Annotated in this window: 14 protein-coding genes; 6 read left to right on the forward strand and 8 right to left on the reverse strand. The window is 42.1% G+C overall.

Going from position 1 to position 20,529, the window contains the following annotated elements:
• Positions 1 to 47: 47 nt before the first annotated feature.
• From FPZ43_RS02580 to FPZ43_RS02605, 6 genes are all read right to left on the reverse strand, one after another.
• Positions 48 to 2,435: an ABC transporter permease gene (locus tag FPZ43_RS02580; RefSeq protein ID WP_146380277.1), complete on the reverse strand. Its 2,388-nt coding sequence runs from the start codon at positions 2,433 to 2,435 to the stop codon at positions 48 to 50.
• Positions 2,436 to 2,486: 51 nt separating this feature from the next.
• The gene (locus FPZ43_RS02585) at positions 2,487 to 4,847 is read right to left on the reverse strand and encodes an ABC transporter permease (RefSeq protein ID WP_146380278.1); all 2,361 of its coding nucleotides are present in this window, start codon (positions 4,845 to 4,847) and stop codon (positions 2,487 to 2,489) included.
• Positions 4,848 to 4,953: 106 nt separating this feature from the next.
• Entirely contained in the window at positions 4,954 to 7,383 is a 2,430-nt protein-coding gene (locus FPZ43_RS02590) for an ABC transporter permease (protein WP_146380279.1), read from the reverse strand.
• 76 nt (positions 7,384 to 7,459) lie between these two features.
• A complete protein-coding gene (locus FPZ43_RS02595; protein WP_146380280.1) occupies positions 7,460 to 9,835 on the reverse strand; it encodes an ABC transporter permease in 2,376 nt (791 codons plus the stop codon).
• A 115-nt stretch (positions 9,836 to 9,950) separates the two neighbouring features.
• Positions 9,951 to 10,628, reverse strand: a complete 678-nt coding sequence (locus FPZ43_RS02600) for an ABC transporter ATP-binding protein (RefSeq protein ID WP_146380281.1) — start codon at positions 10,626 to 10,628, stop codon at positions 9,951 to 9,953.
• Positions 10,629 to 10,761: 133 nt separating this feature from the next.
• On the reverse strand, positions 10,762 to 12,015 hold the full coding sequence (locus FPZ43_RS02605; protein WP_146380282.1) for an efflux RND transporter periplasmic adaptor subunit: 1,254 nt from the start codon (positions 12,013 to 12,015) through the stop codon (positions 10,762 to 10,764).
• 313 nt (positions 12,016 to 12,328) lie between these two features.
• Here FPZ43_RS02605 and FPZ43_RS02610 point away from each other — a divergent pair, with 313 nt between their 5' ends.
• From FPZ43_RS02610 to FPZ43_RS02620, 3 genes are read left to right on the forward strand one after another with little or no spacing between them, the layout of a single operon-like run.
• A complete protein-coding gene (locus FPZ43_RS02610) occupies positions 12,329 to 13,684 on the forward strand; it encodes a sigma-54-dependent transcriptional regulator (protein WP_146380283.1) in 1,356 nt (451 codons plus the stop codon).
• On the forward strand, positions 13,674 to 15,047 hold the full coding sequence (locus FPZ43_RS02615; RefSeq protein ID WP_146380284.1) for a sensor histidine kinase: 1,374 nt from the start codon (positions 13,674 to 13,676) through the stop codon (positions 15,045 to 15,047). Before FPZ43_RS02610 ends, FPZ43_RS02615 begins: the two co-directional genes overlap by 11 nt.
• 53 nt (positions 15,048 to 15,100) lie before the next feature.
• Positions 15,101 to 15,673 carry a thioredoxin family protein gene (locus FPZ43_RS02620; protein WP_146380285.1) on the forward strand — a complete coding sequence of 191 codons (573 nt, stop codon included), beginning with the start codon at positions 15,101 to 15,103 and terminating at the stop codon, positions 15,671 to 15,673.
• Positions 15,674 to 15,865: 192 nt separating this feature from the next.
• Here FPZ43_RS02620 and FPZ43_RS02625 read toward each other — a convergent pair whose 3' ends face one another.
• Positions 15,866 to 16,363 carry a hypothetical protein gene (locus FPZ43_RS02625; protein ID WP_146380286.1) on the reverse strand — a complete coding sequence of 166 codons (498 nt, stop codon included), beginning with the start codon at positions 16,361 to 16,363 and terminating at the stop codon, positions 15,866 to 15,868.
• Between the two features lie 198 nt (positions 16,364 to 16,561).
• Between FPZ43_RS02625 and htpG the strand changes: the two genes are divergently transcribed.
• The 3 genes from htpG (at position 16,562) to FPZ43_RS02640 (ending at position 19,529) form a co-directional block, all read left to right on the forward strand.
• A complete protein-coding gene (htpG, locus tag FPZ43_RS02630; protein ID WP_146380287.1) occupies positions 16,562 to 18,445 on the forward strand; it encodes a molecular chaperone HtpG in 1,884 nt (627 codons plus the stop codon).
• Positions 18,446 to 18,703: 258 nt separating this feature from the next.
• A complete protein-coding gene (locus tag FPZ43_RS02635; RefSeq protein ID WP_146380288.1) occupies positions 18,704 to 19,216 on the forward strand; it encodes a DUF4251 domain-containing protein in 513 nt (170 codons plus the stop codon).
• A 34-nt stretch (positions 19,217 to 19,250) separates the two neighbouring features.
• Positions 19,251 to 19,529 carry a hypothetical protein gene (locus FPZ43_RS02640; RefSeq protein ID WP_146380289.1) on the forward strand — a complete coding sequence of 93 codons (279 nt, stop codon included), beginning with the start codon at positions 19,251 to 19,253 and terminating at the stop codon, positions 19,527 to 19,529.
• 17 nt (positions 19,530 to 19,546) lie between these two features.
• Here the strand turns inward: FPZ43_RS02640 and FPZ43_RS02645 are convergent, their stop codons facing one another.
• Positions 19,547 to 20,476: a sugar phosphate isomerase/epimerase family protein gene (locus FPZ43_RS02645; RefSeq protein ID WP_146380290.1), complete on the reverse strand. Its 930-nt coding sequence runs from the start codon at positions 20,474 to 20,476 to the stop codon at positions 19,547 to 19,549.
• Positions 20,477 to 20,529 lie beyond the last annotated feature (53 nt).

The raw sequence follows: 20,529 nt of genomic DNA on the forward strand, positions 1-20,529 counted from the left end.
AAAATCTTTTTTGATACACCGCTTATAATAGAGTCATGCGCCATTCACTACTCACTTCTTAAGCTTTTAACAGGATTTGCCAAAGCTGCTTTTACCGACTGCAAGCCAATTGTAGCCAGTGCAACCAGCATAGCGCCAATGCCGGCTATGATGAAAATCCAATAATTTATTTCTGTTCTATAAGCAAAGTCCTGCAGCCATTTATTCATGGCGTACCACGCAATTGGCGAAGCTATGAGTATGGCAATTAAAACCAATACCATAAATTCTGTAGCCAAAAGGCTAATTATGCGGCCCACACTTGCGCCAAGTACTTTACGAATACCTATTTCGCGGGTTTTTACTTGTGCCGAGTACGCAGCCAAGCCAAACAAACCCAGGCAAGAAATTACAATAGCTATGCCCGAAAATATACTGAACAAGCTACCCTGCCTTTGATCGTCGGTGTAAAGCTTACGGAAGCTATCATCCAAGAACGCGTAAGTGAAGGGTACGTCGTTATTGTAATTTTTCCAAAGGCCTTGCGCCACTGCTATTGCCCGGTTACTGTTGCGGCCGGTGGTTTTTATATAAACCTGCCAACAGCTTTTGGGCTTGTATTGAAATACTACCGGCTCTATTTGTTTGTGCAGGCTTGCAAAGTTAAAATCTTTCACCACCCCTATTATTGTTCCATTGGTGGTTTGTACACGCAGTCGCTTCCCAACGGGGTTTTTCATTCCCATTTCTTTTGCTGCGGTTTCGTTTATCAGGAAATGCGCTGAGTCGGCCACGGCGCCCGTAAAGTTTGCGCCCTGCAACACCTGCATTTTTAAGAATGGGATAAGATTCTCGTCGCCATGCAACTGGTTAAACCACATGTTGGAGTTTTTAGGCTTTCCGTCCCAATCGTTATCCCCAGTCGATGGCCCATTTAGCACGATGTTACGGCTCGCCCTGGTCACGGCTACTACCGATGGGTCATTTTTAAGCCTGGCTTTCACTACTTCAAAATCCTTTTGCATATCGCCACGCAGCGTAAATGCAAAAACATTTTCTTTGTCATAACCAAGGTCTTTATTTAATATGTACTGTATCTGCCGGCCTATTACCAACGTACCAATTACCAATATTATTGAAACAGAAAACTGCGTTACCACCAATACTTTACGGAAACTGGCTGTACCTATCCCCGCAGCTATTTTGCCCTTCAAGGCCTTAAGCGGCTCAAAGGATGATAACAGCAGCGCCGGATAAATGCTGGATGCGATAAGCGTTCCGGCTAATGTGGCTGCTATGCACGCCCAAATGTTGACGTTTGTAATACTGAGGCTTAACTGCTTATTGGCAAACTGATTGTAGTACGGCAGTAAGATAAACATCAGCACAAAAGCCAAAACGGATGCTATTACAAACAGCAATGCTGTTTCGATCATGAATTGCATAAAGAGATGGAAACGACCTGCGCCTATAATTTTACGCATGCTCACTTCTTTGGCCCTTAACATTGCCCTTGCTGTAGATAGGTTAACGTAATTTATACATGCAATCACCAATATCAATATTGCCAGTATTGCAAACGTACGCACGGTAGAAAAACCGGCATCGGTACCATCGGCTTTGTGTAAATGCATCTTGGTAAGCGATTGTGTCAGATACGGAACCGGCTTGTCTTCGGGACGGTTGCGTTCATGTATAGCCTGCATCTTTTCGGCAATGACAGCTTCGCTTGCGCCAGGTTTTAAAAGCAGGTAAGTTTCACACATAAAGCTCGACCAATCAGCGTCCATGGATGATACGATGGTTTTCCCATCATAAGTAGTTTTGCTTTTTATGTAAGCCAACTCATTGTACCTGCTTAGCGGCAGCAATACATGATATTGAAAGGTTGAGTTTGCCGGGTAGTCAGGGATAACGCCCGTAATTTTAACTTGCTCGTTCAGGCCCATTGTTACCACTTTTCCTATAGGGTCTTCGTATCCAAAATACCGTTGGGCAGTACTTTGGGTTATCACTGCAGAACCGTTATCAGCGAAAGGATGCCGCTTATCTCCCTTAATCAGCCCGAAATCGAATATGCTAAAATAAGAAGGATCGGTAAAGGCGAAGTTATCTTCAATAAATATTTTGTCCTTGTATTTAAATGGGGCGTTACCAACGCTCATCACGCGTACGCCATCTTCAACCTCCGGTATTTCGTTTTTGGCAAACGTAGCCACCGGTGCAATGATGTGATTAAAGATTTGCTTGCTTATGCCCGTGCCTCCCACTATCGCCACTTTGTAAATACGGTCGGCCTTGGTATTATTTTTATCAAAGCTTAACTCATCCTGCACCCAAAGCAGCATAAATATCCCAACAACCAAACCAACGGTTAGGCCCGTTATGTTTATGGAAGCGTAAAACTTGTTGCCGGCTATATTTCGCCAGGCTGTTTTTAGATAATTCCTGATCATGGTGATGAGATTTATAATGCTTTAAATGATTCGAACGCCCTGTAAGTGCTTTTACTCGCTCCTTAAACTTTTTACCGGATTGGCCAATGCTGCTTTTACTGCCTGGAAACTTACCGTAATGATTGATATAATGGTGGTGAGTAATGCCGCCAATGCAAATATCCAGATGCTAATATCGATACGGTAGGTATAGCCTTGCAGCCAATTGTGCATACTGTACCAGGCAACCGGCGTTGCTACCAAAAATGCAATGGCAACCAGTTTAAGGAAATCTTTTGATAGCATGGTGGTGACGCCCATTACGGATGCGCCCAACACTTTACGCACGCCAATTTCTTTGATACGGTTTTGAGCCATGTATGTTGCCAGACCGAACAAACCAAGGCAGGAAATAAATATGGTGAGCCCTGCAAATAACGATGCCAGGGTGCCAATACGCTGCTCCGATTCAAATTTGGTACCGTAAGCTTCGTCAACAAACTTGTACTCAAAAGGGTATTCCGGATTGTATTTTTTAAAAACGTTCTCCGCCATCTTCATTGACTGGGCTGTGCTGAGTTTGTCGTTAAGTTTAAAGTGTACCACGTTGAACCACGACTTAGGGCCTTGAATGATCATCTGTTTTACCGGATCATAAGGCGACTGCAGAATGAAATCTTTAACCACTCCTACCACGGTAAGATTAACGTTCCCGTCGCGACGAACGATTTGCCCTACCGGGTGTTTAAAGCCCATTACTTTTACAGCAGCTTCGTTGAGCAATATGGCCAAAGAATCTGATGGGTACTGCGCAGGATCGATATCACGACCTTCGATAATTTTAAGGCCCATGGTTTTGGTGAAGCTACCGTCGGTGTTGAATACATTGAAATCAATCTTCTCCTCAGGGTTTTTGCCCTGCCAATCGTAACCCCAGGTGTCACTCCAACCTTCTGTCATGGGCGCGCTCGTTTTTGTTACCGCTGAAGCCGCTCCGGTACTCAAGAGTTCGTTACGTATCAAGCGATAATTTTTATCCACGTTACCTACCATCATGGTGTATACCAACTTGGTTTTAGCGTAGCCCGTATCACGGTTTTGGGCGTAATCCAGTTGTTGCTTTACGATTATAGTGCATATGATCAGTACAATGGCAAAGGTAAATTGCACAACCACCAATACTTTACGAGGTGATAGCGCGGCATTAGCAGCTTTAAAAGTGCCCTTTAATACTTTAACCGGTGCAAAAGATGAAAGGTAAAGCGCAGGATAGCTGCCGGATAATAACCCTGTTAACAAAATAAACGATAGGAATATCAGCCAAAATACCGGCTGCTTATATGGGATAAAGAGTTGTTTTTGTGTAAGCAAATTAAAGCCCGAAAGGGATAATTGAACGATAATCAAAGCCACCACCCCGGCTATAATCGCTATCATGATAGATTCGCCCAGGAACTGCGCCATAAGACTGCTTTTGCCTGCACCAACTACCTTGCGTATGCCTACTTCTTTAGCACGTTTTTCGCTCCTTGCAGTGCTCAGGTTCATAAAATTGATGCAGGCTATCAAGAGTATAAAGCCGGCAATAATTAAAAAGAGCCTTACCGTAGTGATATTTCCACCAACGTTTTTGCCGTTTTCAAATTTCGAATACAAGCGCCATTTACTTGCCGGATGTATGAATACATCAATATCCTTGATGTCCGAATGGCTGCGGGTAATGTTTTTTACACGGGCGTTAAAGGCGCTTTCGCTAATGCCTGGCTTAAGTGTAATGTATGTACGCACCGAATTATTGCCCCAGTTATTTTCCTCGCCGCCGTTTACTTTCTCCCAATATTTCCATGGCATCAGATACTCAAAATGAAATTTGGTGTTATTGGGCAGATCTTTCATTACGCCCGCAACGGTCATATAATCAACACTGTCAATTTTTATGGTTTTGCCCATTGCGTTTTCATTGCCAAAAAGCTTTTTAGCAGTCGCCTCTGTAATAACTATTTTTTTAATAGAACTTAGCGCGTCATTCACGTTTCCTTTTACCAACGGGAAGCTAAACATTGTAAGGAAATCGGGATCTACAAAAGACCCGGATAAATTGAGGTGCTTGTCGCCAACTGTAAATAAAAAGTTTGCATCGTTTTGGCGTGACGCGCCTTCCACCTGTGGGTAATCCTGCTTTAATGCTTTAACCATGGGTTTAGGTGTAGTGTTCCAGCTCCACAGCTTACCGTCAAAAACAGATTGATTATACATCACATACAAACGATCACCCTTTTCATGGAACTGATCGTAACTCATTTCATTTTGCACCCAAAATAAAATCAAAGCGGCACTTGCCATACCTATTGCCAGGCCGGCAATGTTAATGGCTGTGAAACTTTTATTTTTTAAAAGGTTGCGCCAGGTAATTTTTAAATAGTTTTTGAACATGATGCGATTTGTTAAATTCTAAAAACTAAACACTAAGGCTCTAATTTCGATTAATGACTAATGACTAATGACTAATGACTAATGACTAATGACTAATGATTAATGACTATTCACTCCTTAAGCTTTGCACCGGGTTTGCAAGTGCTGCCTTAACAGATTGGTAGCTAATAGTTACAAATGCTATTAATACAGCGCCAGCACCTGCTGCTGCCAATACCCACCAGTGAATGCTGGTACGATAAGCGAAATCCTGCAGCCACATATTCATTAGGTACCATGCCAAAGGCGATGCGATTACAATTGCCAGCAGCACCAGCTTTATAAAATCTTTTGATAACATGCCCACAATAATGGTTACGTTGGCGCCTAATACTTTGCGTATGCCAATCTCTTTGGTACGCTGTTCGGACGCGTAAGCTGCAAGGCCAAACAAACCAAGGCAGGCTATTACGATGGCCAGTGTTGTGAATATGATGAATATTTTTCCGATACGTTGCTCGGTGCGATAAATAGCGTCAAAATCCTGATCCATGAATGAATAGTTCATTTGCATATTTGGCGAAATGGTTGCCCAGCGGCTTTTAACCTGCCCAATAACGCCATTTATGTCAGCTGTATTCAGCCTTATTGCCAATGCACCATTATTGCCGTCGTATGTAAAAATAACGGGTTCTATCTGTTGCCTTAACGAATTGAAATGGAAGTCTTTAACCACGCCAACGATATGTAATTGTTTAATATTATCTGCCGCGCGCTCACCTCCTTGAGATTGATAAATTGGTTTATCAACCGCATTTTTTAAACCCAGGAAGCGGGCGGCGGCCTCATTTATAATTACCCCGCTTGAATCTGAAAGATTAGCTGCCGAGAAGTTACGGCCCTGAACAATTTTCATATCCAGTGTAGGTATATAATCTGCGTCTACCTGCCAGGTTTGCGGAAACAGGGCATCTTTTTGATTATACGTAGCATCTTTAAAATAGATGCGCGTGTTACGCCAGCCTGCTGTCGGCAGGAAACCTGTGAGGGTTGAACTTTTTACGCCTGGGATAGTAGCCAATTCCTTTTTAAAAACGCCGGCCTGGTCTCCTAATTCACCGGTATTTTGGATGATTAATACCTGGTTGCGGTTAAAGCCAAGGTTTTTGGTTTGAATAAAGTGTAGCTGGTTATAAATTACAACCGTGCCGATGATCAGAAATACGGATATGCCGAATTGAAACACAACCAAAAAGCTGCGCAACCTGCTGTTTTTAAATCCTGCAGATAATTTTCCTTTTAATACGGTAATAGGTTGAAAAGCCGACAGGTAAAATGCGGGATATGAACCGGCTAAAGAGCCCACTGCCGATATTACAAACAGCAGTGCAGGCGCAAACCACTTAGCTGTAGTTACGTCAATAGCTATTTGTTTGCCCGACAGGTTGTTAAACATCGGCAATAAAACAAACACTGCAACAACAGCTATTACCGTAGCACCCGAAGTAAGCATTAGCGACTCGGCCAGGAATTGATAAATAAGATACTTGCGCGATGAGCCAAGCACCTTGCGTACACCAACCTCGCGGGCGCGATTTGCTGAGCGTGCGGTGCTTAAATTCATGAAGTTAACGCAGGCAATCAGTAGTATAAATAACCCTATTGCCGAAAATATGTAAACATATTGTTCAGTACCATTTGCACCAAGTTCGCCCGTCATATTGGATTGAAGGTGAATGTCGGTAAGTGGGATAAGGTTTAGGTGAAAAAAGCTGCCGCCCGCCTCAAACTCCTTTATGCTCATTTTTAATTCGGACTGCATTTGCTGTCCGCTGAACTTTTGCAGCATGGCCGGAAAGCTTGCCTGTAAAGTGGCAGCGTAAGATTTATCTTTTAACAGCACATATGTGTTATAATTGCTGCGCAACCATTCATTCGTACGGCTATCCGGGAGGGACACCATCGAAAGCAAAATGTCGAAGTTAAAATGCGATTGGGTGGGGATATCTTTTATTACACCTGTTACCTTAAAGTTTTCGTGATCATTAAAAATGATTGGTTTGCCAACCGCATCAGTGGTATTGAAATATTTGCGGGCCGTACTCTCCGTTATCACAACAGTGTTAGGCTCGGTAAGCGCCGTTTTAGCATCCCCGCTAAGCATTGGCAGCGTAAATACATTAAATATTGAGGGATCGGCAAAAGCTACCCTATTTTCTACAAGATTGGTATTTCCTTTCCTTACATGTGTTGTGCCGGCATTTTTAATACGGGCTGCATCTTCAACATAAGGGTATTCGACTTTTAAAGTTTTGGCAAGCGGCGGCATCGCCACAGCATATTCTACATGATTGCCACCAAATTTCAGATCTTCATTTACCCGGAAAATTCTGTCGTGTTTTATGTTGTACCTGTCATAGCTTAGTTCATCTACTACATAAAGCACTATAAGCAAACATGTTGCAAGCCCCATTGCAAGGCCAAGTATATTTATAGCCGTGAAAGCCTTGTTTTTATAAAGGCTACGGTATGCGGTTTTAATGTAATTCTTAAACATATTACAATGGTTTATATGAGATTGACTGGACCGGCAAGGCTGTAAAATTAATTGAGTAGCCAAACCAGATATATATTTACTCAGACCTTAAGCTGCGAACAGGATTTACTAATGCGGCCTTTAATGATTTAAAGCTTACCGTTATCAAGGCTATGGCAAAGGTTAACAAGGTAGCAAAAGCAAATATCCACCAATGCAAAGGCGTTCGGTAGGCAAAGTTTTGTAACCAGGCTTGCATAAAATAGTAGCCCAGCGGTATTGCAATAAACGTTGCTACAAAAACAGGTTTAAGCAGATCTTTTGATAGCAGCAGTAAAATGTTTGCTACCGATGAGCCAAGTACTTTCCTTACCCCTATTTCTTTTGTGCGTTTAACTGCCGTGAATGATGCCAGCCCAAAAAGCCCAAGGCAGGCAATGAAGATAGCCAGGCCCGAAAAAATGGTTAGCATGGTTTGCTGGCGTATATCTGTTTTATAAGTGGTATCAAACTTTTGATCAAGGAAACTAAAATCCAAAGGATATGCAGGAGCAACAGAACCATAAATTTGCTTTACAGCTTGTACAGAGGCCTTTAAATTACCGGGCTTTAGACGGATCACGGCAACCCGCCTGTCGTCAGACGGTGAGATAACCAAAGCATCCATCCCTTCCTTAAGCGACAGGAAATTATAATCCTTAATTACACCAACTACACGGCGGGGTTTATCGTCACGTACCGTGTTTTTTACAAGTTTGCCAAGTGCCTGCTCCGGGGTTAAGCCAAGGCGTTTAGCTGCAGTTTCGTTTATAAGCGCTGCGTCGGTAGAGTCGGTACTAAACTGTGGCGATAAATCGCGGCCGGCAACTATTTTTAAACCAAGTGTTTTTACAAACTCAAAGTCGGCAAATTCGGTGTGAGCCTTAAAAATCTCGTTCTGCCCTTCAACATTAAAAGAATGTACATCGTGGTAACCGCCCGGCTCGCCAGACATTAACGATACGGCGGCAATGTTGCTGTTGGCCTCAAGCTCCTTTTTAAAGACTTGCCTGTGGTTATAAATTTCGTCGTTATCTATAGGTACAATTATGGTTTGTTCTTTTGTATAGCCCAATTCCTGGTTCTTTACAAAACGCATTTGGTTCATAATTACCGTTGTACCGATGATAAGCAGTAAGGATATACTGAATTGCACAACCACCAGGGCCTGCCTGAAGAAAGCACCACCTTTGCCTAAACGCAATTTGCCTTTGAGCGCTTGAATAGGCGAAAAGGCCGAAAGGAAAAATGCCGGATAACTGCCTGCCAAAAAGCCAATAACAAGTATTACACCTACAAGGAAGAGGTAGATAGGCCCTGCGTTCCAGCTTACTGATAGTTGGTAACCCAGTAATTCGCGATACCATGGCATCAGAATAAGAAGCAGGCCTATTGACAGCGCGCATGATATAACAGTAAGCAGGATTGATTCGCCTATAAATTGAAGTACCAGGTGATTTTTAAGCGCACCTAACACCTTGCGTAACCCAACTTCCTTAGATCTTTCCACAGCCCTGATTGTTGAGAGGTTTGTAAAGTTGATGCAGGCAATAAGCAGTATTAGTACAGCAATGGAAATGAAGATGTAAACCACAGTTTTGTCGCCATGCTTCACGTTGTCAAATGATGATACTTTTTCGAAGTAAACATCGGGCAATGCAGTAAGTGAAAGGCTGAATTTTGTACCAAACCTGGCCATATCTTTGCCCATATGGTTTTCCATGAACTGTGGTAGCTTGGCTTCAAGATTGTCTTTATTGGTTTTCTCGTCAAGTAAAATATATGTGTAAAGGCGGTTGTTGATCCACCTTTTGTAGCCATCATCATTTACGTAATTTGCAATCGGCACAACGATGTCAAACTCAAGATGCGAATTAACAGGTACGTCTTTAGCTACACCGCTAACTTTAAACTGTTGCTTTTTATCGAGGGTAAGCACTTTGCCCATTGCCGCATTGGCACTGCCAAAGTATTTTTTTGCAGCGGTTTCGGTAAGTACAACGCTTGATGGATCTTGCAATACCGACGCAGGGTTACCCAATATTAACGGGAAGGTAAATAGTTGGAAGAAATCGTTATCTACTATGTATAGTTTTTTTTCAGCGAAAGATTTGTCGTCAAAAGTGATGAGGCCCTGGCTGGCTTCAACCCTTACGGCTCTTTTTATATCTGCCGGGAAATCACTCAAAAGCGCGGTGGCGTATGGCCCCGATAGATAAGGAATGCTGCCCTTTATGGCGTTGGTGTTGCGCATAACGCGGTAAATTCGCTGTTTGTTGGTATGAAAATTATCTACGCTGAACTCGTTCATTATAAAAATGAAGATCATCATACAAACGGTTATACCAATGGTTAAACCAAGTATATGAATTAGCGATAACGTTTTGTTTTTGTATACGTTACGCCAGGCTATTTTAAGATAATTTTTAAACATGGCAGGCAATTTAAAAGGCAACACCCTACCGGCCCCCTAACCTGGTTAGGGTTTGGGGGCAAACAGGATAACACACTTAACTATAACTATTTATTAAAAAGGGACGATGGTATAATTATACCATAATATTTTCCATAACGGTTTGCCCGTCGAGCAGGCGGATTATACGGTGGCTGTACCTGGCATCATGCTCCGAGTGGGTAACCATTATAATGGTAGTGCCCTGCTCATTAAGGTCTGTTAGCAACTCCATTACATCATTACCATTGCTGCTGTCCAGGTTACCGGTAGGCTCATCGGCAAGTATAAGTTTAGGCTTGTTTACAACGGCACGGGCAATGGCCACACGCTGTTGCTGACCGCCCGATAGCTGTTGCGGGTAGTGGTTGCGGCGGTGCATGATCTGCATTTTATCCAATACCTCTTCTACCCTTTTAACACGCTCTGAAGCGCTTACGCCTGTGTATATCAATGGTAGTTCAACGTTTTCAAAAACTGTTAATTCGTCTATAAGGTTGAAGCTTTGGAAAACAAAACCAATGTTATGCTTGCGCAGGTCGGCGCGTTTGCGCTCATTAAAATGTGCTACCTCAATATCGTTGAATACATAGCTACCTTCGTCCGGGTCGTCAAGCATACCCAGTATGTTCAACAAGGTTGATTTACCGCAACCAGACGGGCCCATGATGGCAACAAACTCGCCGGTGTCAACATGCATCGAAAGCTTGTTTAGTGCAATGGTTTCTACCTCTTCCGTGCGGTAAAATTTTTCAAGATTGGTAATTTTTATCATTTGGCCTCCCCAGCTGCGGTGTGTTTTGCCGCAAGCCTTTAGTTTTAATTGTGATTTATATCTTTTAGTTTAATTATCTCTGTGTCTATATCATACAAGACGCTACCTGCTCAAATACGTTACAGTTTAAAAGCTATTTTTTGAGCACAAGTTCCTGAATGTTATCATAGTTCTCGTAGCTTGAAGTTATTACTTTGTCGCCTGGTTTTAAACCTTGCATCACTTCATAGTAATCAGGGTTTTGTCTGCCTATCTGTATGTCAGTTTTATAAGCCGTTTTGCCGTCTTCACTTACCTTAAATATCCAGTTGCCGCCGGTTTGCTGGTAAAAGCCGCCTTTAGGTACTAATAAAGCTGTAGTCTCATCGCTAAGTGCAAGGCGTATTTGTAAAGTCTGTCCTTTACGTATACCTTTTGGTACTGCGCCTACAAATTGCATATCAACCTGGAAACGCCCGTTGGTTACCTGGGTAAACACCTTTTTAATGGTTAGCTTGTAAGTTTTATCGGCAAAGGTAAAATCGCCCATCAAACCATTATATATACGTGATAGATAATGCTCCTCTATATCAACCCTTACTTTAAAACCGCTTTGCGCATCTATCTGGCCCAGGTGCTCGCCTTTGTTTTTGTTTTGCCCCACTTCGGCATCCATAGATGTAAGCTGCCCGTCAATAGGTGCGCGTACGGTAAGGTCGGCCACTTTTTTACGCATCAGCTGCAGGGTGCTGCGCATGTGGGCGTATTGCTCACGTGCCTGTTGGTCTTCCTGGCGAATTAGCGTAGTATCTTGTTTCAGGATCTGCGTTGTTAAACGCTTACGACGCAACTGGTACTTGTAAGCATTTTGAGCAGCCTTAAATTCCTGTAAGCCTATAGCCTTTTGGTCGAGCAGTTTTTTATCAAGCTGGTAAACACGCTCGGCTTCAAGGTAAGCGTTATCTACATCGGCCATTTGGTTTAACTTGGTTATGGTATTTTGCTGCGCGTTGTTATGCGATATCTGCATTTGCGTTTGTGCAGCGTAAACAGCAGTTTCCTGGTTGGCAAGGTTCAGCTCCAAATCGGTGTTGGAAAGTTTGATGATCGCATCGCCTGCTTTAAGGTTTGCACCGTCCTCAACATACTTTTCTTCAACTCGGCCGCCTTCAACAGCATCAAGATATATTGTAGTTAAAGGCATTACCACACCGTTAACAGGTATAAACTCCTGGAAGGTGCCTTTCTTGATCTCGCTTACGGTAATACGCTCGGTATCAACATTCAATTTACTTTTACCAGATGTAAACAATATGCTGCCGCCAACTAATACAACCACCCCGGCAATACCGGCTATGGTCATCAGGCGTTTATTACTCCACTTCTTTTTTTGTATAACTCTATCCACTGTAATTATTGATATTTTGGTATAGGGATACAAAAACACATGCCATAAATTAAACATCTGTTTATCAATGTTTTGCATGTAAATATCCGATAGTCACCGTACGCTTCTGTTACATCAAGTGTTCGGTTATGATACAGTGCGTTTACAGCGCGAGTTTAACATCGCTCTTAACCCATAGCTGAAACGTAGCTTTATAGCTTAATAAGCGCAACTGGTACGATATTTAGTATCAAAATATTAAATTGCATCACTGTGTTCAGGTAACAATTTTACCGCACAGGCATCAAACCGATACCCATATCCGATAAGATAAATGATATTAAAAAAAGCTACCGTTTTAATTGTTGATGACGACCCGGACGTTTTAACCGCCGTTAAGTTATTACTTAAAACAGAGACACAGGAGATTATTACCGAAAAGAATCCCGAAAACCTTCACTCGTTATTGCAGCGCAATCAGGTTGACCTGGTGCTGCTCGACATGAATTTTAACAGCGCCATAAACACCGGTAACGAAGGTATTTACTGGTTGCGCAAAATAAAGGAATGGAAGCCCAACGTTTGCGTGATTATGATCACAGCTTATGGCGATATTGACCTGGCCGTACGCTCACTTAAAGAGGGCGCAAACGATTTTGTGGTAAAGCCTTGGCATAACGAGAAGCTTATAGACATTATTAAAGATTTGCTCGATAAAAAGGAAGGTGCCAAAACTTCAAAGTCGGCAAGCAAGTCTGCGGCCGGTCAAACAAATATCCTGGGCGAATCTGACGTGATGGAAGACATTTTCCATAAGGTGAACAAGATAGCCCCTACCGATGCAAATATTTTAATATTAGGCGAAAACGGTACCGGTAAGGATTTAATGGCTAAAGCTATTCATGAACGGTCGTTACGTGCAGGCAAGCCATTTGTAAAGGTTGACGTTGGTGCCCTTACCGATTCCCTTTTTGAAAGTGAACTGTTTGGTCATAAAAAAGGCGCGTTTACCGATGCCCGCGAAGACCGTATGGGCCGCTTTGAAGAAGCCGAAGGCGGTACATTGTTTTTGGATGAGATAGGCAACATAAGCTTACAGCAGCAGGCCAAATTGTTAACCGTTTTACAAAACCGGCAGGTTACCCGTCTGGGCATGAATAAGGCGGTTGATGTAAATATCAGGCTGATTTGTGCTACCAACGTTCCGCTGCAGGAATTAGCCAACGAAAATCGCTTCCGTAAGGATTTGATCTACCGTATCAACACCGTCGAGATCAATATGCCACCGCTGCGCCGTCGTGCAGATGATATCATTGTTTTGGCAAGGCATTTTGCAAAACTTTACAGCACCAAATATTTAAAGCCAACAATGGATTTTGATAATGGGGCTTTGGTTAAGCTAAAATCTTACAGCTACCCAGGCAATGTACGCGAACTTCAATACACGATTGAACGTGCTGTAATCATGGCCGACGATCCGATTCTACGCGCAGACGACCTGATATTTTCTGTTTTGGAAACACCAGGAGAAACCAAACTTGATGAGGATAACATACAGCTTAGTACGCTTGAAAAAAATGCCATTTTGCGTGTTATCGATAAACATAACGGTAATATCACACGCGCCGCAAAAGAACTTGGCCTTACCCGTACAGCACTTTACCGCAGATTAAGCAAGTATGATATTTAACCGTTACGAGTGGCGGCTGGTATGGCGCGTTTTGCTATTGTTTTTGGCCGTTACGGCAACTTCTATCATCGTGGTAAAAGCAGTTTTGCAGGATGTACATGGCGTTTTCCTGTACACGGTTATTACAGTTCCGCTGGTTGTGTATTCGATACTTGATTTGATACGCTTTAACAAGAAAGCGCAGGACGAAGTAAACCAGTTTGTTGAATCGATACATTACCGTGATTTTAGCCGCCATTTCGATGTGCGCAAAGCACCTAATGAGCTGAAGCCGTTGCGTAAAGGTTTCAACGACATCAACACAACATTTAAGCTGATAAGTCGCGAACGCGAGACCCAATACCATTACCTGCAAAAGATTTTGGAATTGGTTGATACGGGCATCATATCGTACGAGCAGGAAACCGGAGAAACCGGCTGGATAAACGAGGCCTTTAAATCGCTTATTGGTGTGCCATACTTAAAGACCATTCATTCGCTTGAAAAGCGCGAACCAAACTTATATAAGGGTATTATTGGCCTCAAACCAGGTGATGCTACCGTAATGACCCTTACCCGCGACCAACAGCAGGTAAAAATGCTGGTATCGGCTAGTGTAATGCGCAGCGACGATAAAATGTATAAGCTTATTGCCTTCCAAAATGTGAGCGAAGCTTTGGATGAAACCGAATCAAAGGCCTGGTCGAAGCTGTTGAACGTTATGACACACGAGATCATGAACTCGGTGGCGCCTATATCGTCGCTGGCAGATACACTAAAGAACAGGCTTAAAAGCCCGGAGATTGCCGAGCGCATCGGCGATGGCGAACTGGAAGATATTGAATTAGGTGTTGATACCATAAAGCGCCGCAGCGAGGGCCTGCTTAAATTTACCGAAAGCTACCGTAGCCTTAATAAGATCACCAAGCTCGACCTTAACCGGATGCTGGTGCGTGACATGTTCGAGAACCTTAACAGCCTGATGACGCCAACCCTCGAAAAGAAAAATATCGAGCTGGACATTGTACTGCGTGATCCGGCACTTGCCATTGAGGCTGATATTAACCTGCTGGATCAGGTGATGATCAATTTATTAGTTAACGCCATTGAAGCAGTTAAAGACCGCGAAGACCCATGCATCACACTTTCCGGCGAGGTACAGTCAAGCAAGTTGGTAGTTAAAGTAACAGATAATGGCGTTGGTATGCCGCATGAACTGCTCGATAAGATTTTTATCCCGTTCTTTAGCACGCGTAAAACGGGCAGCGGTATTGGCCTTAGCCTTTGCAAGCAAATTATGCTGTTGCACAAGGGTAACATCCAGGTGCAATCTATTGAGGGCAAAGGCTCTGCATTCATTTTAACATTTCCTTTGAACGCGTAAATATTTACATTACCCATTTAAACAAGTAATTTAGGTTTACAAAATCATTTAATATGAAAAATACCATTATCCTATTAGCCGTAATATTTGCATCTAAATTTGCGGTTGCTCAAGAAAAGCCCATGCCAGCATCAGATGCCGTTTTAAAATCTGCTTATGCGCAAGCAGCGAAAGAGAATAAAAAGGTAATGCTCATTTTCCATGCATCATGGTGTGGCTGGTGCAAAAAAATGGAAGCTTCATTAAAAGATCGGTCTGTTAAACAGTTTTTTGACGATAACTACGTAATAGCAACGCTCGACGTAATGGAACGCCCCGATAAAAAAGATCTCGAGAATCCCGGCGCGTTAGAAGTAATGACTAAGCTCAAGGGCGAAAAATCAGGCCTGCCATATTGGGCCGTGCTGGATGCCAAGGGGAATAAATTAGGAGATAGCCAGGTGCGCCCGGCTGGTGCATCGTTAGATACTTATGGCGAAAATGTTGGTTGCCCGGCCAGCCCGGAGGAAGTTGCATTTTTTGTGAACATACTTAAGTCGACATCAAAGTTAAATGATAACCAGGCGGCTGCTATAAGCAAACGCTTCGCCTTGAATCAGCCTGTGCCTAAAGCGGGTCCGAAGTAAGACTTGAACAAATGGGGGCAAATTAGCTATAGTCACACCCCATCTGGTTTCATTTGTCTTTTTTTGGCGGTGGCGGAGGTGCTTGAAAAGTAGGTAATACATTACCTTGTTTAATCTCAGTGGCTCCCCCAGAAACGTTGATTGAGGGCGATTGGGAATTCGGTGCTGGTTTTGAATCCTTGTTTGACATTTTTAATTAGTTAAGTTAAACACTCTATTTATATAATTCAAAGTCTCTTCGTCTGCCGTTTCTTTAATTTTAGTATCTACAGATTTTAGTATACTATTTACAATTTTGTTTATTGACTTTTCCGTTTTTTTTATCTTATAATATTGATGCGAAACGTCGTCTTCGTTTAATTTTTCACAATCATAATCAAACCACAATTTTTCTAATTTTAAAAAATACTCATCGTAAAACTCTATTACAATATGCAATTCATCTAATTGCTTCTCTGAGGGAATCAAATGGTTTTGTAAAAGTTTCAGCAACTGAACTGCCGATATAATTATGCATGCTACTAGAGGTATGGTTTTCCACATTGGCCATCCCATAATACCCGCACTTGACATGGCTAAAGTGAAAACATTAAAGTAACCCAATAAACGCTTTTTTTTTGCGTAAAGCAAGACGCAGTAACATGCATGATGTTTAGCTTGGGTTAGTTCATACCATAGGCGTTCTCTCACAAAACAAATTTATACTATAAAATTTAGCTTCCACTTTTTACACTACTACTTTTTAAGCAAGTTATCAACAGGGATAAGTTATTAACATTTTTCATCGAATTGTAAACCACTCTGCCAATTTGACAACCTTTCTCCTTTTGGAACGCACCTTGATAATTGTGTATTACAAACTTTACAAATTTCAAAACACATATAATTATGCAAGAAAAAGGAACGATCTCGATACATACCGAGAATATTTTCCCGATCATTAAAAAATTCCTGTATTCTGATAATGAGATATTTCTGCGCGAGCTGGTATCAAACGCGGTAGATGCAACTCAAAAAATTAAACGCCTTGCTGCACTTGGCCAATACAACGGCGAAGTTGGCGACGTACGCGTAGAGGTTGCTTTTGATGCCGACAAAAAGACAATAACAATATCAGATAACGGTATTGGTATGACGGCTGATGAGATCAAGAAATACATCAACCAAATTGCTTTCTCAGGCGCTACCGAGTTCATGGAGAAATTCAAGGATGCTAAAGATGCCAATGAGATTATAGGCCGTTTTGGTTTAGGTTTTTACTCGGCCTTTATGGTTGCAGATAGGGTTGATATCGAAACATTAAGTTACCAGGAAGGTGCCGAGCCTGCCCGTTGGACCTGTGATGGCAGCACCGAGTTTGAGATTACCGAAGGTAGCCTTGAAGAACGCGGTACCGAAATTACACTGCACATCAATTCAGAATCTGAGGAATTTTTGAATGAGCATAAATTACAGGAGATACTTGACAAATATTGCAAGTTTTTACCTGTGCCCATCAAATTTGGCACTAAAACCGAAAGCGAAGAAGATGGCGTTGACGAAGAAGGTAAAACTAAATATACATCTGTAGAGGTTGATAACATCATCAACGATACCAACCCTATCTGGACAAAAGCGCCAAGTGAATTGAAAGATGAAGATTATCTTAAATTCTACAAAGAGCTTTATCCCTTCAGCGAAGATCCGTTGTTCTGGATCCACCTTAATGTTGATTATCCTTTCAACCTAACAGGTGTGCTTTACTTCCCTAAACTTAAAAACGATTTTGAGTTCCAAAAAAACAAGATCAAATTATTTAGCCGCCAGGTATTTATTACTGATGAGGTTAAAGATATTGTTCCTGAGTTTTTAATGTTGCTGCATGGCGTTATCGATTCGCCGGATATTCCGCTTAACGTTTCTCGTAGCTTCTTGCAGGCCGATAGCAACGTTAAAAAGATCAATAGCTACATCACCAAGAAAGTAGCTGATAAGTTAGCTGAGTTATTTAAAGCCGACCGTAAGGCTTTCGAAGATAAATGGAGCGACATTGGCTTGTTTGTGAAATACGGTATGATAAGCGAAGACAAGTTTTACGACAAAGCGAAAGACTTTGTATTGCTTACCAACACGGCAAAACAGAACTTTACCTTGCCGGAATATAAAGACAAGGTTGAAGGGACACAAACCGACAAAGACGGCCAGCTTACTTACATTTATACCAACGATGCTAAAAAGCAGGACGCATTTATCCAGTCAGCCAATAAAAAAGGTTACGATGTTTTGGTTATGGACTCTCCTATCGATAACCACTTCATTAGCCAGTTGGAGCAAAAGCTTGAAAAAACTTCTCTTAAACGTGTTGATGCCGATGTTGCGGATAAATTGATCAAGAAAGATGATGCGCCGGAGCATGTACTTACCGAAGAACAATCTGCCAAGATCAAAGAGATATTTGATAATGCAATTAAAAAGCCGGCTTACAAGGTTGAGTTGGAAAGCTTAAGTCCTGATGAGTTACCTGTTACAGTTACCATGGACGAATTTATGCGCCGTATGAAAGATATGGCAGCTATGGGTGGCGGCATGGGCTTTTATGGAAACATGCCTGATAATTACAAAGTTGTTGTTAACGGCAACCATAAGTTGATAACCCGCATCCTTGAAAATGATAACGCAGAAACGCAGGCTCAATTAGCCAAGCAAGCATTTGACCTGGCCCTGTTGTCTCAAGGTTTGCTTACCGGTGCAGAACTTACCGAGTTTGTAAACAGAAGCGTAAGTTTGATTTAATATCGAGAAACTCATAATAGTAAAGCCATCCGTTATCACGGGTGGCTTTTTTATTTCACAATGTTTTATGGAATTTGATGTGTGGTATCATCCTGTAATAAAATACATCGATGAAAAGCTTAAACGTCAAGATAATTTACTTTGAATCTGGCTAAAATAAGTGGCCCGGCAAAGTTTGCATCAATTTTGCTTTACTTAAACCAAGCCCTCCAATAAAAGTCTAATAATGTATAATCGCAAATTTTTAATTCTATCAAAATGAAACGCTTAATAAATATATCACTATCAATTATGCTTATGTTCGTATTGCAGCAAACAACCAATGCGCAAACAGCAAAACAAACTAAGCAGCAAAAAAAAGAAGCTGAGATACAACAGCTGATCGATAATCAAAACTATACTTTTCAGGCACAGTACATGTACCCTCAAGGTGGCGGCCAGCGCTACATCAACAATTACTATTATGACCTTACCGTAAGTAAGGACAGCGTTGTGGCCTTTCTGCCATTTTTTGGCGTGGCGTACTTCGGTGTGGGTTATTCTCCCGATGACAGCGGTATTAAGTTCACATCAACCAAATTTGCATATAATAAAGATGCCGGTAAAAACAGGTGGAATATTGTGATAAAGCCACAGGATGCACGTAATATAAATCAGCTTATACTTAATGTATCAAACAATGGGTATGCTACGCTATCTGTTTTAAGTAACAATAAGCAGTCTATCCGCTATGATGGTTTCATAACCGAGCGAGCTAAAACCAAAAAGTAAGCAACGCGTTGTACAGGTATAAATATATAAAGCCATGCTACGTATAGATATCCCAACAACCGAAAGTACCAAAACTACGGCAACCGTGTTTAATGAGTTTGATATACCCAAACCACCCAACGGCACCGATACGGAGATTAATAACGACCTGATTTTGTTATTTGACGATGAAGAGGAAGCGGTAGCCTATCTGGAAGCTATTGAGGATTATGGCACAGAGCTGGATAGCGACGCGCCGGAAAAACAGATACTTAACGAAATTGTATCTGCAATAAGTAACGATGAATTTGTACAGGCCTATTTAAAACAATAGGCCCGCACAAATTTACGCTATATGAAATTTGCTTTCACGTATTTTATACTTGCGGCAACGCTCTCATATGGGTCTTTCGGCATATCGTGCTCAACAAAAAAGCTGTCCATACCGGCAATTTTAGCAGCAGCAAAAACAGGTTTAAAATCAAGTGTGCCACTTCCTACAGGCATGATGTTTTCACGGCTTGCATCTAAATCTTTTAAGTGCCATAGCGGGAAACGTCCGGGATGCGCCTTAAATAAATCGACAGGGTTCTTACCCGCCTTCATCGTCCAGGCTAGGTCAAGTTCCATCTTCACCATTTTGGCGTCTGTTTCTTTCAGGAACATGTCATAGGGCACCGATCCGTCTTCAACTGGTTTAAATTCCATGTCATGATTATGATATGCAAACTGTAAACCAGCCTTTTTACAAGCTTCGCCGGTTTTATTGAGAACGGGTATCGCTGCTTTAACTTCTTCTAACGTGCCCGTAGGTATGTTGGCGCAGACAAGGTACTTTACACCACCCTCTGCAGCTTCATCAACAAGTTGCTGCATATCTGAAGTAAGGTTACGCATCACCGGTAAAACCATTGGCTTGCCATCGGCATCCAAGGGCATTTTGGCACCTTTAGGCATTTTAAATGGTGCACCCAAAACATGGTGCGATTTCCATTTAAGGCCGAGATCATTTGCCATGGCTTTAAATTCTTTAGGCTTCATACCGTAATAGCCGCCTTTTTTGCTAAATGCCGATTCCAGCTCTGTAAAGCCATCGGTAGCAATTTTTGAAAGCGTGCCTTTTACGTCGGCATCAATTACATTAAAAAATGTAAATAACTGCACGCCTATGGGGTGCGGGGCAAAGTTATTGAATACGTTAGCAGCCTGGCCGGATAATGCCACACCCGAGAGCACGGCTGCGCCAGTGCCCTTTATAAAATTGCGTCTGTTTAAGTTCATAATTATTGGTTAGTGGTTACTTGGTAAGTAAATCTAAATCAATAATTTGAAAC

The sequence above is a fragment of the Mucilaginibacter pallidiroseus genome, from assembly GCF_007846085.1.
GTDB classification, from domain to species: domain Bacteria; phylum Bacteroidota; class Bacteroidia; order Sphingobacteriales; family Sphingobacteriaceae; genus Mucilaginibacter; species Mucilaginibacter pallidiroseus.